General features: G+C 55.2%; 12 protein-coding genes and 1 other RNA gene. 8 read left to right on the top strand and 5 right to left on the bottom strand.

Annotation, left to right across the window (positions count from 1 at the left end):
* The first annotated feature begins 206 nt into the window (after window positions 1-206).
* On the top strand, window positions 207-1,439 hold the full coding sequence (serA, locus tag GYRE_RS12060; RefSeq protein WP_006818390.1) for a phosphoglycerate dehydrogenase: 1,233 nt from the start codon (window positions 207-209) through the stop codon (window positions 1,437-1,439).
* A gap of 34 nt (window positions 1,440-1,473) precedes the next feature.
* Here the strand turns inward: serA and GYRE_RS12055 are convergent, their stop codons facing one another.
* The 3 genes from GYRE_RS12055 to zapA form a co-directional block, all read right to left on the bottom strand.
* Entirely contained in the window at window positions 1,474-2,070 is a 597-nt protein-coding gene (locus tag GYRE_RS12055) for a 5-formyltetrahydrofolate cyclo-ligase (RefSeq protein ID WP_038255515.1), read from the bottom strand.
* A 24-nt stretch (window positions 2,071-2,094) separates the two neighbouring features.
* A non-coding RNA gene (ssrS, locus tag GYRE_RS23765) (6S RNA) lies at window positions 2,095-2,278 on the bottom strand.
* 41 nt (window positions 2,279-2,319) lie between these two features.
* Entirely contained in the window at window positions 2,320-2,649 is a 330-nt protein-coding gene (zapA, locus tag GYRE_RS12050) for a cell division protein ZapA (protein WP_006818392.1), read from the bottom strand.
* Between the two features lie 165 nt (window positions 2,650-2,814).
* Here zapA and GYRE_RS12045 point away from each other — a divergent pair, with 165 nt between their 5' ends.
* From GYRE_RS12045 to gcvP, 7 genes are all read left to right on the top strand, one after another.
* The gene (locus GYRE_RS12045; protein WP_146748715.1) at window positions 2,815-3,393 is read left to right on the top strand and encodes a YecA/YgfB family protein; all 579 of its coding nucleotides are present in this window, start codon (window positions 2,815-2,817) and stop codon (window positions 3,391-3,393) included.
* A gap of 24 nt (window positions 3,394-3,417) precedes the next feature.
* Complete coding sequence (gene pepP, locus GYRE_RS12040; protein ID WP_038255511.1) at window positions 3,418-4,734, top strand: Xaa-Pro aminopeptidase; 1,317 nt, start codon at window positions 3,418-3,420, stop codon at window positions 4,732-4,734.
* Complete coding sequence (gene ubiH / locus GYRE_RS12035) at window positions 4,731-5,897, top strand: 2-octaprenyl-6-methoxyphenyl hydroxylase (protein ID WP_038255509.1); 1,167 nt, start codon at window positions 4,731-4,733, stop codon at window positions 5,895-5,897. Before pepP ends, ubiH begins: the two co-directional genes overlap by 4 nt.
* Before the next feature lie 11 nt (window positions 5,898-5,908).
* Window positions 5,909-7,111 (top strand): FAD-dependent 2-octaprenylphenol hydroxylase, encoded by a 1,203-nt coding sequence (ubiI, locus tag GYRE_RS12030; RefSeq protein ID WP_038255507.1) that lies wholly within the window; start codon window positions 5,909-5,911, stop codon window positions 7,109-7,111.
* 423 nt (window positions 7,112-7,534) lie between these two features.
* Window positions 7,535-8,629: a glycine cleavage system aminomethyltransferase GcvT gene (gene gcvT / locus GYRE_RS12025; RefSeq protein ID WP_038255505.1), complete on the top strand. Its 1,095-nt coding sequence runs from the start codon at window positions 7,535-7,537 to the stop codon at window positions 8,627-8,629.
* A 27-nt stretch (window positions 8,630-8,656) separates the two neighbouring features.
* Window positions 8,657-9,046 (top strand): glycine cleavage system protein GcvH, encoded by a 390-nt coding sequence (gene gcvH / locus GYRE_RS12020; RefSeq protein ID WP_006818399.1) that lies wholly within the window; start codon window positions 8,657-8,659, stop codon window positions 9,044-9,046.
* Between the two features lie 67 nt (window positions 9,047-9,113).
* Window positions 9,114-11,987: an aminomethyl-transferring glycine dehydrogenase gene (gene gcvP / locus GYRE_RS12015; RefSeq protein WP_038255502.1), complete on the top strand. Its 2,874-nt coding sequence runs from the start codon at window positions 9,114-9,116 to the stop codon at window positions 11,985-11,987.
* A gap of 104 nt (window positions 11,988-12,091) precedes the next feature.
* Here the strand turns inward: gcvP and GYRE_RS12010 are convergent, their stop codons facing one another.
* Window positions 12,092-13,525, bottom strand: a complete 1,434-nt coding sequence (locus GYRE_RS12010) for a 6-phospho-beta-glucosidase (protein ID WP_038255500.1) — start codon at window positions 13,523-13,525, stop codon at window positions 12,092-12,094.
* A 118-nt stretch (window positions 13,526-13,643) separates the two neighbouring features.
* Window positions 13,644-14,378 carry a MurR/RpiR family transcriptional regulator gene (locus tag GYRE_RS12005; protein WP_038255585.1) on the bottom strand — a complete coding sequence of 245 codons (735 nt, stop codon included), beginning with the start codon at window positions 14,376-14,378 and terminating at the stop codon, window positions 13,644-13,646.
* Between the last annotated feature and the right edge of the window lie 8 nt (window positions 14,379-14,386).

Below are 14,386 nucleotides of genomic sequence, written 5' to 3'. Positions count from 1 at the left end.
ATTTTGTTAGCGCATCTGTTAATCATTCTGTCATATTTCTCTGCATTAGCATTTTCTCCTGCCTTTTCCCCCTGTATGACATTTCCTCAAATGCCTGACGCAAACGTTCATATTGCCGCGATAGTTTTTTTTGATATGTTGCTTAGACGGACTTTCGTTCAACACAACACAAGACAACATCACAAGCAGAAAGACAGGGCGGGGAAATGGCTAAGGTATCACTGGAAAAAGACAAGATTAAGTTTCTGTTGGTTGAAGGCGTACACCAGAAAGCGGTGGATAATCTTCGTGCCGCAGGTTACACCAACATCGAGTTTCACAAAGGTGCACTCGATCCTGAGCAACTGAAAGAGTCGATCCGTGATGCCCACTTCATTGGCCTGCGTTCCCGCACCCATCTGACCGAAGAGATCTTCCAGGCGGCGGAGAAACTGGTGGCCGTCGGCTGCTTCTGTATTGGCACCAACCAGGTTGACCTGATGGCAGCGGCCAGCCGGGGTATCCCGGTGTTCAACGCCCCGTTCTCCAATACCCGCTCGGTGGCAGAACTGGTTATCGGTGAACTTCTGCTACTGCTGCGCGGCGTACCGGAAGCCAACGCCAAAGCCCACCGGGGTCTGTGGAACAAACAGGCTGTAGGTTGCTTTGAAGCTCGCGGCAAAAAGCTTGGGATCATTGGCTACGGCCACATTGGTACCCAGCTTGGTATCCTGGCGGAATCGCTCGGCATGCACGTCTTTTTCTATGATATCGAAAACAAACTACCGCTCGGCAATGCCACCCAGGTTCAGCACCTCTCCGATCTGCTGAACATGAGCGATGTGGTCACCCTGCACGTGCCGGAAAATGCCTCCACTAAAAACCTGATGGGGCCGCATGAGCTGGCGCTGATGAAGCCGGGCTCGCTGCTGATTAACGCCTCTCGCGGCACCGTGGTGGATATCCCGGCGCTGTGCGATGCGCTGGCGAGCAAACATCTGGCCGGGGCGGCGATTGACGTCTTCCCGACGGAGCCTGCCACCAACAGCGATCCGTTTAACTCACCGCTGTGTGAGTTTGATAACGTGATCCTGACGCCGCATATCGGCGGCTCAACCCAGGAAGCGCAGGAAAACATTGGTCTTGAGGTGGCGGGGAAACTCGCGAAGTACTCTGATAACGGCTCTACGCTCTCCGCCGTTAACTTCCCGGAAGTTTCACTGCCGCTGCACGGCGGGCGTCGCCTGCTGCACATCCACGAAAACCGTCCGGGCGTACTGACCGTGCTGAACCAGATTTTTGCCGATCAGGGCGTCAACATTGCCGCGCAGTATCTGCAGACAACGCCGCAGATGGGCTATGTGGTTATTGATATTGAAGCGGAAGAAGATGTGGCGCAGAAAGCGCTGCTGAGCATGAAGGCGATCCCGGGGACTATCCGCGCCCGTATGCTGTACTAATCTCTCTCAATCCCTCTCCCGTCGGGGGAGGGATTTAAAACTGCCACACTTTTGACGGCGTGATGACCGCAGGCAGTGGAATATCCCAGGCTTCGGCCGGGATCGCTGCAACCTGCTGGCAGTCATGGGCATAGCCTACGGGCTGAATACCGTGCTGGCGATAGTTTTGCAGAGTTCGGTCGTAGAATCCGCCCCCCATTCCCAGACGCTGCCCCTCGGCATCAAACGCCACCAGAGGCACAATCAGCACATCGAGTTCCGCCAGCGGAAGAACGTCACGCACGTCAAGCGCAGGTTCGCGGATCTTAAACTGATTCACCACCAGTTCACTGTGTGGATGATAGTGTAAAAACAGCAGATTGCCGGGGCTGAAGGGGTGAATTACCGGAAGGTAAACACGTTTGCCTGCCCGCCACAGCTGCTCAATCAGCGGCTGGGTGTCAAGCTCACCGTCAAAGGATAAAAACACCGCAACGGTATGGGCCATTACTAACGGCGGATACGCCATCATGCGGGCGGCGGCCTGTTGGGCAAAGTGCTGTTGTTGGGAACTTTTGAGCGAACGACGGCGTTGCCGGATGGTCTGGCGAAGTGACTGTCGGGATATCGTGACTTCAGGAAGTTGCGTCATGATGCATGGTAGTGGAAGAAAGAGGGAATCTCCGAGATGCCGCCGCAGGCTGTAACCCTTGAACCCTTGGTTCAAGGTGAATGCGTCGTCACAATTTTAAGGCTTCTCGGACGGACCGAGCATGCTCACCAATCGTGGAGCGCCACATTCTTGTGGTATGAAATATCGGCTCAGGGGACTGGCCCGCTTGCGAACATCTCAGAGAAATTTTGTCTTCAGGGTTACTCTACCACAGGTGACCATGAAGTGTTATTCAATCTTTTGTCCCGTTCTTTCTGTTATGCGACCCTGGTCAAGCAATGCTTGTTCTATGGTCTGCTGTAACATCCGAATACGCTGCTCCATACTGGAGGCGTAATCGCGGGTTTTCACCTTTTCCTGAGTCAACTCATAGCTGATATTCAGCGCGGCAATAAAGACCAGTTGCTCAGTATTTGTGACTCTAGTGCGTTCTTTCAGATCTTGCAACCGCTGATTCAGATCGTCCGCGGCCTGTTGAAGGGCATCCCTTTGTTCAGGCGGGCAATTCACTCGCAGTGAACGGCCAAAAATTTGGATATCGACGGGTTGTGCAGACATGCCACCTTCCTGCTGATTGACTGCGCGGCCTTCACACCCTGACCGGGTCTGCGAAGGGGCGACACTATAGCTACCCTGGTATGAAGATACAAGCCCTTTTCTGGTATCACCAGGGTCCAAAGTGGTAGCATATCACGATATTCCCCCCAACGACGATGAATGCGCATGTCTATACAGAACGAAATGCCTGGTTACAACGACCTGAACCAGTTATTGAATCAACAGGGTGTGGGCTTAACCCCTGCCGAAATGCACGGTTTGCTGAGTGGGATCCTCTGTGGCGGAAACAACGACAGCAGCTGGCAGCCGCTGGTTCACGACCTCACTAACGAAGGTCTGGCCTTCAGCCACGATCTGTCCGAATCGCTGCGTAAAATGCATGCCGCTACCAGCGATGCGCTGGAAGACGACGGCTTCCTTTTTCAGCTTTATCTGCCTGATGGCGACGACGCGACGGTGTTCGATCGCGCCGATGCGCTGGCCGGCTGGGTTAACCACTTCCTGCTCGGTCTTGGCGTGACGCAGCCGCGTCTGGATAAGATAAAAGGCGAAACCGGCGAAGCGATTGACGATCTGCGCAATATTGCCCAGCTCGGTTACGACGAAGAAGAAGATCAGGAAGAGCTTGAGATGTCGCTTGAAGAGATTGTTGAGTACGTGCGCGTTGCGGCGCTGCTGTGCCACGACACCTTCGCGCATCCGCAGCCAACGGCCCCGGAAGTACGCAAGCCAACCCTGCACTAAGAAAAAAATAACACTGGAGGCGTCATGACCCAGCAGGAATTTGACCGTCGACGCCAGGCTCTTCTGGCGCAGATGCAGCCCGGCAGTGCGGCGCTGATTTTCGCCGCCCCCGAGGCGATTCGCAGTGCGGATACGGAATACCCGTACCGCCAGAACAGCGACTTCTGGTACTTCACCGGATTTAACGAGCCGGAAGCAGTACTGGTGCTGGTGAAAAGCGACGAAACCCACAACCACAGCGTGCTGTTTAACCGGGTTCGCGACCTGACCGCGGAGATTTGGTTTGGGCGTCGTCTGGGTCAGGAAGCGGCACCACAGGCGCTGGGTGTCGATCGGGCGCTAGCCTTCAGTGAAATCAATCAGCAGCTTTATCAGTTGTTAAACGGACTCGACGCCATCTATTTTGCTCAGGGTGAATACGCCTGGGCTGATGAAATCGTCTTCCGCGCGCTGGATAAACTGCGTAAAGGATCCCGACAGAATCTGACGGCCCCGGCGTCGGTCGTCGACTGGCGACCGCTGGTGCACGAGATGCGCCTGTTCAAATCGCCAGAAGAGATAGCCATACTGCGCCGGGCGGGTGAGATAAGCGCGCTGGCACATCGCCGGGCGATGGAAAAGTGTCGACCTGGAATGATGGAGTTCCAGCTGGAGGGCGAGATCCACCACGAATTTACCCGTCATGGTGCGCGTTATCCGTCCTATAACACCATCGTCGCAGGCGGGGTTAACGGCTGTATTCTGCATTACACCGAGAACGAGGCGGCACTTAACGACGGTGACCTGGTGCTGATCGACGCGGGCTGTGAATATAAAGGTTACGCCGGTGATATTTCACGCACCTTCCCGGTGAACGGTAAATTTACCCCAGCGCAGCGTGAGATTTACGACATCGTGCTGGCTTCGCTTGAGCATGCGCTCGCCCGCTATCGTCCGGGTACGACGATTGCGGAAGTGACCAGCGAAGTGGTGCGCATCATGATTAATGGGCTTGTGAAGCTTGGCCTGCTCAAAGGCGATGTCGATCAGCTCTTCGCGGAGAACGCCCATCGCAAATTCTTCATGCATGGCCTGAGCCACTGGCTGGGGCTGGATGTGCATGACGTCGGTGAGTACGGCGTTGACCGTTCACGCGTACTCGAACCGGGGATGGTGCTGACCGTTGAACCGGGCTTGTATATCGCTCACGACGCCGAGGTGCCCGCTGAATATCGCGGCATTGGGATCCGTATTGAAGATGACATCGTTATCACTGCCGACGGTAATGAAAACCTGACCGCGAGCGTCGTGAAGTATGCCGATGACATCGAGGCGCTGATGGCCGCAGCGAAAACCGTATGAGTATTATCATCGTCGGCGGAGGCATGACCGGCGCGACGCTGGCGCTGGCAATATCGCAGCAGAGCGGCGGGAAAATGCCGGTGCATCTGATTGAAGCGGTAGCGCCTGAGAGCCAGCAGCATCCAGGGTTTGATGGCCGTGCTATTGCGCTGGCGGCGGGCACCTGTCAGCAGCTTGAGCGCATTGGCGTCTGGCAGGCTATTCGCGACTGCGCGACGGCAATTGAGACCGTTCACGTGAGCGATCGCGGCCATGCCGGTTTCGTCACTCTCGATGCCGAAGATTATCGTCTTCCTGCGCTCGGGCAGGTAGTGGAACTGCACGACGTCGGCCAGCGACTGTTTGCTCTGTTGCGTAAAGCGCCGGGTGTGACGCTGCACTGCCCGGCTCGCGTCACTGAATTTACCCGTAGCGAAGACGGTGTCAGCGTGACGCTCGACGGTGGTGAGATCCTGCAGGGTAAACTGCTGGTGGCCGCCGACGGTTCGCGTTCGGCGCTGGGCGAACAGTGCGGTATTCACTGGCAGCAGCAGCCATATCAGCAGCTGGCGGTGATTGCCAATATTACTACCGCGCTGCCGCACGAAGGCCGCGCGTTCGAGCGTTTTACCGCTTCTGGCCCGCTGGCGATGCTGCCGATGTCGAAAGGGCGTTGTTCGCTGGTCTGGTGTCATGCACTGGAACAGCAGGATGACGTACTGAGCTGGTCAGATGCGCGTTTTTGCGATGAATTGCAGAAAGCTTTTGGCTGGCGGCTCGGGCGAATTACCCAGGCCGGGAAACGCAGCGCCTACCCGCTGTCGCTCACCACGGCTTCGCGCGCGGTATCGCACCGTCTGGCGCTGGTGGGGAATGCCGCGCAAACGCTGCACCCGATCGCCGGACAGGGTTTTAACCTTGGGATGCGCGACGTGATGACGTTGGCTGAGATGCTGGCGACGGCGGCAGACCCGGGTGATTATGCGCTGCTGTGCCGTTACCAGGCGCGGCGTAGCGAAGATAAATCCGCCACCATCGGCGTGACCGATGGGCTGGTACATCTGTTTGCCAACCGTTGGGCACCGCTGGTGGCGGGCCGTAACGTTGGTTTGATGGCGATGGAAATCCTGACCCCTGCCCGTGACGCGCTGGCGGCGCGCACCCTCGGCATGGTGGCGAGATAAGGAGCATTAGAGTGCAAAGTGTTGATGTCGCTATCGTTGGCGGTGGCATGGTTGGACTGGCGGTTGCCTGCGGCCTGCAGGGCAGCGGATTACGCGTTGCAGTACTGGAACAATCTGTTCCCGAGCCGCTGGCCGCAGAAGCAGCGCCTGCGTTGCGGGTGTCGGCAATTAATGCCGCCAGTGAAAAACTGCTGACGCACCTTGGCGTCTGGTCATCTATTCTGGCAAATCGCGCCAGCTGCTACCACGGCATGGAAGTGTGGGATAAGGACAGCTTTGGCCGAATCGCGTTTGAAGACAGTAGCCTCGGTTACAGCCATCTTGGTCATATCATTGAAAATGACGTTATCCACTATGCGCTGTGGCAAAAAGCGCAGCAGTGCCGCGACGTCACTCTGATGGCGCCTGCCGCGCTGCAGCAGGTGGCGTGGGGTGAAAACGAAGCCTTCATTACGCTAAAAGACGGCAGCATGCTGACCGCGCGAGTCGTGGTGGGCGCCGACGGCGCCAACTCATGGGTGCGTCAACATGCGGATATTCCGCTGGCCTCCTGGGACTATCGCCATCATGCACTGGTGGCAACCATTCGAACTGAAGAGCCACACCAGGCCGTTGCCCGGCAGGCGTTCCACGGCGAGGGCATTCTGGCTTTCCTGCCGTTGAGTGACCCGCATCTCTGTTCAATCGTCTGGTCATTGCCTCCGCTGGAAGCCGAGCGGATGCAGGCGGCCAGCGATGAGGCGTTCAATCAGGCGCTGAATATTGCCTTCGACAACCGTCTGGGGCTGTGTTCCCTTGAAAGTGAGCGTCGGGTATTCCCGCTGACCGGACGCTATGCCCGTCAGTTTGCCGCGCATCGACTGGCGCTGGTAGGGGATGCTGCGCATACCATTCACCCGCTTGCCGGGCAGGGGGTAAACCTTGGCTTTATGGATGCCGCAGAGCTTATCGAGACGTTAAGGCGCTTGCATAGTGAGGGTAAAGATATCGGTCAGCACCTGTACCTGCGCCGCTACGAGCGCAGCCGCAAACACAGCGCTGCGCTGATGCTTGCCGGTATGCAGGGATTCCGCGAACTGTTTGCCGGAGAAAATCCGGCGAAGAAACTGCTGCGCGATATTGGTCTGAAACTGGCGGATACGCTCCCCGGCGTGAAACCGCAACTGATTCGTCAGGCGATGGGCCTCAACGATCTTCCTTCCTGGTTACGTTAACTGCGTCACACTTCTTCTCCCGGCCTGTGCGCCGGGAAGTCTCTCCTCGTTTGAAATAATCTAATTCCAGCAACTTTTTCGCATTAGATTTAGTAATGCGGTTAAATTTTCGCTACGCGAATTTTGTCCCTTTTCCCGCACAAAATGTCAGCTTGTCCTGAACTGCTGGCCATAGTTGTTAATTTTATGTGGTATTAATCGCATTTTTCCAGTCGATAACTCTGTACAGTTTTTTGCTCGTTTTGGTCATAAGCTAATGTGATGACCCACTTTGCCTTATGGTTTACCGCTCGTTTCGGTGGTAAGTTCAGGCTAAAGAGAACGTTTGCGTCGATGCCCGGGAATGGGCGTCGACGATGGGTTTTGTGGCACAAATGTTGCCGCAAAATGCGTGCTGGCCCTTGCTTATTCAACGAGGAAAAGATGGCTCAACAGACGCCTTTGTATGAACAACACACGCTGTGTGGCGCCCGCATGGTGGATTTCCACGGCTGGATGATGCCGCTGCATTACGGCTCCCAGTTAGATGAGCACCACGCTGTTCGTACGGGTGCCGGTATGTTCGACGTTTCGCATATGACGATAGTCGATCTGCACGGCAGCCGGACCCGGGAGTTTCTGCGCTATTTGCTGGCAAATGACGTCGCAAAACTGACGATCCCCGGTAAAGCGCTTTACACCGGCATGCTCAATGCCTCCGCAGGCGTCATCGATGACCTGATTGTTTACTTCCTTTCTGATGATTTCTTCCGCCTTGTCGTTAACTCAGCGACCCGTGAAAAAGACCTTGCCTGGATTAGCCAGCAGGCTGAACCGTATGGTATCGACATTACCGTGCGTGACGACCTGTCGCTGATTGCCGTGCAGGGGCCTGAGGCTAAGGCCAAAGCGGCAAGTCTGTTTACTGATGCCCAGCGCAAAGCCGTTGAAGGTATGAAGCCGTTCTTCGGCGTGCAGGCAGGAGATCTGTTCATTGCCACTACCGGTTACACCGGTGAAGCGGGCTATGAAATCGCGATGCCAAATGAAAAGGCGGCGGATTTCTGGCGGGCGCTGGTGGAAGCTGGTGTGAAGCCGTGCGGTCTTGGCGCGCGTGACACCCTGCGCCTGGAAGCGGGTATGAACCTCTACAGCCAGGAGATGGACGAAAGTATCTCTCCGCTGGAAGCCAACATGGGCTGGACTATCGCCTGGGAACCGGCTGAGCGTAATTTCATTGGCCGCGACGCGCTGGAAGCTCAGCGTGCAAACGGCACTGAGCAGCTGGTAGGCCTGGTTATGACCGAGAAAGGCGTTCTGCGCGGCGAGCTGCCGGTGCGCTTTACCGATGCCCAGGGCAACCAAAAAGAAGGCATTATCACCAGTGGTACCTTCTCACCAACGCTGGGTTACAGCATTGCGCTGGCTCGCGTGCCTCAGGGCATTGGCGACACGGCGATAGTGCAGATTCGTAACCGCGAAATGCCGGTGAAAGTGACCAAACCTGTTTTTGTTCGCAATGGCAAAGCCGTTGTGTAATCGATTATTTTTTCTGGAGAATTTTGAATGAGCAACGTACCTGCAGAACTGAAATACAGCAAAGAACACGAATGGCTGCGTAAAGAAGCGGATGGCACTTACACCGTCGGTATTACCGAGCACGCGCAGGAGCTGCTGGGTGACATGGTATTTGTCGACCTGCCGGACGTGGGTAAAAACGTTGACGCAGGCGATGACTGCGCGGTAGCGGAATCTGTAAAAGCAGCATCCGATATCTATGCTCCGATTAGCGGTGAGATCGTCGCGGTTAATGACGAACTGAGCGATTCTCCGGAACTGGTTAACAGCGATCCGTACACCGACGGCTGGATCTTCAAGATCAAAGCCAGCGACGAATCTCAGGTTGCTGCTCTGCTGGATGCTGCCGCATACGAAGCCCTGTTAGAAGACGAATAAGGTTTTTTTCCTCTCCCTCAGGGAGAGGAAATCTTAAAATCACTGCATGTTTCAGGAACCATCGCTCATGACCCAGACTTTAAGCCAGCTTGAAAACCGCGGCGCTTTTATTGAACGTCACATTGGACCGGACACTCAGCAACAGCAGGAGATGCTCAACACCGTAGGCGCTGATTCGTTAAACGCGCTCATCGGGCAGATTGTGCCTAAGGATATCCAGCTTGCCACACCGCCGCAGGTGGGTGAGTCGACAACCGAATTTGCAGCGCTGGCAGAACTGAAAGCCATCGCGGGTCGCAACAAGCGCTTTAAGTCTTACATTGGCATGGGCTACACCGCCGTGCAGCTGCCGCCGGTTATCCTGCGCAACATGCTGGAAAACCCGGGCTGGTACACCGCATATACCCCGTATCAGCCGGAAGTATCTCAGGGCCGTCTCGAATCATTGCTGAACTTCCAGCAGGTAACGCTGGATCTGACCGGACTGGATATCGCCTCCGCTTCTCTGCTGGATGAAGCAACCGCGGCGGCAGAAGCCATGGCGATGGCAAAGCGCGTCAGCAAACTGAAAAACGCCAACCGCTTCTTCGTGGCGGCGGACGTTCACCCGCAGACCCTGGACGTGGTGCGTACCCGTGCCGAAACCTTCGGTTTTGACGTTATCGTTGATGACGCTGAAAAAGCGCTGGATCACCAGGACGTCTTTGGCGTACTGCTGCAGCAGGTTGGCACCACCGGTGAAATTCACGACTACAGCAAACTGATTGCTGAGCTGAAATCCCGCAAAGTGGTGGTCAGCGTCGCCGCTGACTTCATGACCCTGGTCATGCTCACCGCGCCTGGCAAACAGGGTGCCGACATTGTCTTCGGTTCCGCGCAGCGCTTCGGTGTACCGATGGGTTACGGTGGCCCACATGCCGCATTCTTCGCGGCAAAAGATGAATTCAAACGCTCTATGCCTGGCCGTATTATCGGGGTATCGAAAGATGCTGCGGGTAACACGGCGCTGCGCATGGCGATGCAGACTCGCGAGCAGCATATCCGTCGCGAGAAAGCGAACTCCAACATTTGTACTTCCCAGGTGCTGCTGGCTAACATTGCCAGCCTCTACGCGGTGTTCCATGGTCCGGTTGGTCTCAAGCGTATTGCGGGCCGTATTCATCGTCTGACCGATGTGCTGGCGACCGGCCTGCAGCAGAAGGGCCAGAAGCTGCGTTTTGCTCACTACTTTGACACCCTGTGCGTAGAAGTGGCGGACAAAGCAACAGTGCTGGCTCGTGCTGAAGCGGCGGAAATCAACCTGCGTAGCGATATCGTTGGCGCGGTGGGGATTACCCTCGACGAAGCCACAACCCGGGAAGACGTGCTGAATCTGTTTACCGTGTTCCTTGGCGACAATCACGGCCTGGATATCGATAAGCTCGATAAAGAAATTGCCCTCGACAGCCGCTCTATCCCGGCTCCGATGCTGCGTGATGACGCTATCCTGACCCATCCGGTGTTTAATCGCTATCACAGCGAAACCGAGATGATGCGTTATATGCACTCGCTTGAGCGCAAAGATCTGGCGCTGAACCAGGCGATGATCCCGCTGGGCTCCTGCACCATGAAGCTCAACGCCGCCGCAGAAATGCTGCCGATCACCTGGCCGGAATTTGCCGAACTGCACCCGTTCTGCCCGACAGAGCAGGCGGAAGGCTATCATCAGATGATTAGCCAGCTCTCCGAGTGGCTGGTGAAGTTGACCGGTTATGACGCAATCTGCATGCAGCCGAACTCCGGCGCGCAGGGCGAATATGCGGGCCTGCTGGCGATCCGTCACTATCACGAAAGCCGCAACGACGGTCATCGTGATATCTGCCTGATCCCAAGCTCCGCGCACGGCACTAACCCGGCGTCTGCCCAGATGGCAGGGATGCAGGTAGTGGTTGTGGCCTGTGATAAGAACGGTAACATCGATCTCGCCGATCTGCGTGCAAAAGCAGAACAAGCGGGTGAGAACCTCTCCTGTATCATGGTGACCTATCCGTCTACCCACGGCGTGTACGAAGAGACAATTCGTGAAGTATGCGAAATCGTACACCAGTTCGGCGGTCAGGTTTATCTCGATGGCGCAAACATGAACGCTCAGGTGGGGATCACTTCACCGGGCTTTATCGGTGCCGACGTCTCTCACCTCAACCTGCACAAAACCTTCTGCATCCCGCACGGCGGTGGCGGCCCGGGTATGGGGCCTATCGGCGTGAAAGCGCACCTGGCTCCGTTCGTGCCGGGCCACAGCGTGGTGCAAATTGAAGGTATGCTGACCCGTCAGGGTGCGGTTTCTGCTGCACCGTTCGGCAGCGCTTCAATCCTGCCAATCAGCTGGATGTACATCCGTATGATGGGGGCTGAAGGCCTGAAGCAGGCGAGCCAGATGGCTATTCTGAACGCCAACTACATCGCGACCCGTCTGAAAGACGCGTTCCCGGTGCTGTATACCGGCCGCGACGGTCGCGTGGCGCACGAATGTATTCTGGATATTCGCCCTCTGAAAGAAGAGACCGGCATCAGCGAGCTCGACATCGCTAAACGCCTGATTGACTACGGCTTCCACGCACCGACCATGTCGTTCCCGGTTGCGGGTACGCTGATGGTGGAGCCGACGGAATCGGAAAGCAAGGTGGAGCTGGACCGCTTCATCGATGCGATGCTGGCTATCCGTGCTGAAATTGACCAGGTGAAGCAGGGTCACTGGACGCTGGAAGATAACCCGCTGGTGAACGCACCGCACACCCAGAATGAGCTGGTGAGCGAGTGGAACCATGCGTACACCCGCGAGCAGGCGGTCTTCCCGGGAGGCTTTGCAAACAAATACTGGCCGACGGTGAAACGTCTGGATGACGTTTACGGCGATCGTAATCTGTTCTGCTCTTGTGTACCGATGAGCGATTACGAGTAACCACATTGGTTTACGGTTTGATTAAGGGCGCTCCGGCGCCCTTATTTTTTGGAGATAATTCATTTTCTGCCGGATAACGTTTTCACGTCACATCCGGCAAATAATCAGAGATTTTCGCCGTTGCTGGCAATCACGTTTTTGTACCAGTTAAAGCTCTTCTTCCTTGAGCGGGACATATCGCCGGTGCCGTCGTCGTGTTTGTTAACGTAAATAAAACCGTAGCGCTTGCTGTACTGTCCGGTAGTAAAGGAAACGCAGTCGATGCAGCCCCACGGGGTGTAGCCCATCAGGTCGACGCCGTCCCAGGTGACCGCTTTGACCATCTCGTCAATATGCGCGCGCAGGTATTCAATACGGTAGTCGTCGTTGATAGTGCCGTCGGCTTCGACTTTATCGTAGGCTCCAAAACCATTTTCTACGATAAAGAGCGGCTTCTGGTAGCGCTCGTACAGCTCGCATAGCGCATAGCGCAGCCCAACGGGGTCAATCTGCCAGCCCCAGTCGGAGGCTTTTACATGCGGGTTAGGCACACTGCCTTCAAACCCGGAAATTGCATCCCCGGTACCCCCTTCGGCTTTGACCGCGTTGGTCATGTAATAACTGAAGCCGAGGTAATCGCAGGTCCCTTCGCGCAGGATCTGTGCATCAGCTTCTTCCATGTGAATAGTAAAGCCACGGCGCTGCCACTCGTTCAGCACGTAACCCGGGTAGTAACCGCGCAGCTGGACGTCGGTAAAGACGTAGCGTTCACGCATTGATTCCTGAGCAAACATCACGTCTTCTGGCTTACAGGAATAGGGGTAGAGTGGCACCATCGCCAGCATGCAGCCGACTTTCATTTCTGGATTAATGCGGCGAGCAGCTTTCACCGCCAGGGCGCTGGCAACGAACTGATGATGCAGTACCTGGTACATGGTCTCTTCCGGATTGTCGTGTTCGGTATAAACGACTCCGGAGCAGCAGTAACCAAAGAGCGGTGCACGCCAGTTACGCTGGTTATTGATTTCGTTGAAGGTCATCCAGTACTTCACTTTGTGCTTATAGCGCTCAAAAACCACCTCAGCGAAGCGTACAAAACAATCAACCACCTTACGGTTAGTCCAGCTACCGTACTGCGTAACCAGATGCAGTGGCATTTCGAAATGGGAGAGGGTGATAACCGGTTCGATATTGTATTTAAGCAGTTCATCGAACATGTCGTCGTAGAACTTCAGCCCTTCTTCATTCGGCTGCGCTTCGTCACCTTTCGGGAAGATTCGGGTCCAGGCGATGGAGGTACGGAAGCATTTGAAGCCCATTTCAGCAAAAAGCTTAATGTCTTCTTTGTAATGCCCGTAGAAATCGACGGCCTCATGGTTCGGGTAGTACTTTCCTGCTTCAACCTGCTGGGTGATTTCACGTGGAACGCCGTGAGCGCCGCCGGTCAGAACGTCGCAAATACTGGGGCCTTTGCCGCCTTTATCCCAGCCACCTTCAACCTGGTGTGCCGCGACGGCGCCACCCCATAAAAAGTCTTTCGGTAGAGTCAGTTTTTTCATCGCTATTAATCTCATTCAATAAATCGCTGAAAATGAGTCTAACAAAGCGAAGTGAATTGTCACGATATAACAATTCAGGCCGAATGTGATTTGTCACATCCAAAAAACAAGCTGTTTTTTAACGTAGCTTTTTGGCAAGTTTTCGCCCCAGGGATTCCAGAATATAAATAACCGGGATTTGGGTCGTAATATCGTAGACGCCCGCTATACGAGTCTGAGGAACATGCCAGGAGAGGTTAAAATCAGCAAGCTTTGCCAGGCGTGAGTGCTCGTGGCTGGTAATGGAGAGCACTTTACAGTGATGCAGACTGAACTGGCTGGCAAAGCGCAGGATCTCTTCGGTTTCTCCGGAGACCGACAGCACAATCGCCAGCGCATTCTTTGCCATATCGTTGGTGACCGGGAAATAAGGGTCGTCAATATGGTTACTGAATTTACCAACGTTGGAGAAAAAACGTGCGCCATATTTTGCCAGAGAACCGGAGGTGCCTGCACCGACAAAAATAATACGTTCTGAAGCGAGGATAATATCGACCGCATCATCAAGTAGTGTATCGAACTCGTCGTTATTAACGCTTTTAAAAAAACTGATTATTTCGCTGGCACCAAAATTTGTCTGTTGAGGTTCTTCCTGCTCTAAATATAATTTAAAACGCACCCGAAACTCAGAGTACCCTTCACAGCCCAGGCGACGGCAAAAACGCAGCACCGTGGTCGTGGATACCCCCGCGGCATCGGCCAGTTCACGAATGGTCATGTACATCACCGTGTCGCGATTTTTGATGACAAAGTGGTAGACCATCATTTCGAGATTGTTGAGGCTGGCAATGGCGGCGTGTGAAAATAGGCTCACGGTACGGG

It is taken from the genome of Yokenella regensburgei ATCC 49455, from assembly GCF_000735455.1.
Taxonomy (GTDB): Bacteria; Pseudomonadota; Gammaproteobacteria; order Enterobacterales; family Enterobacteriaceae; genus Yokenella; species Yokenella regensburgei.
The sequence above is the reverse complement of the archived record's forward strand: the minus strand, read 5'-3'. Positions and strand labels throughout refer to the sequence as shown.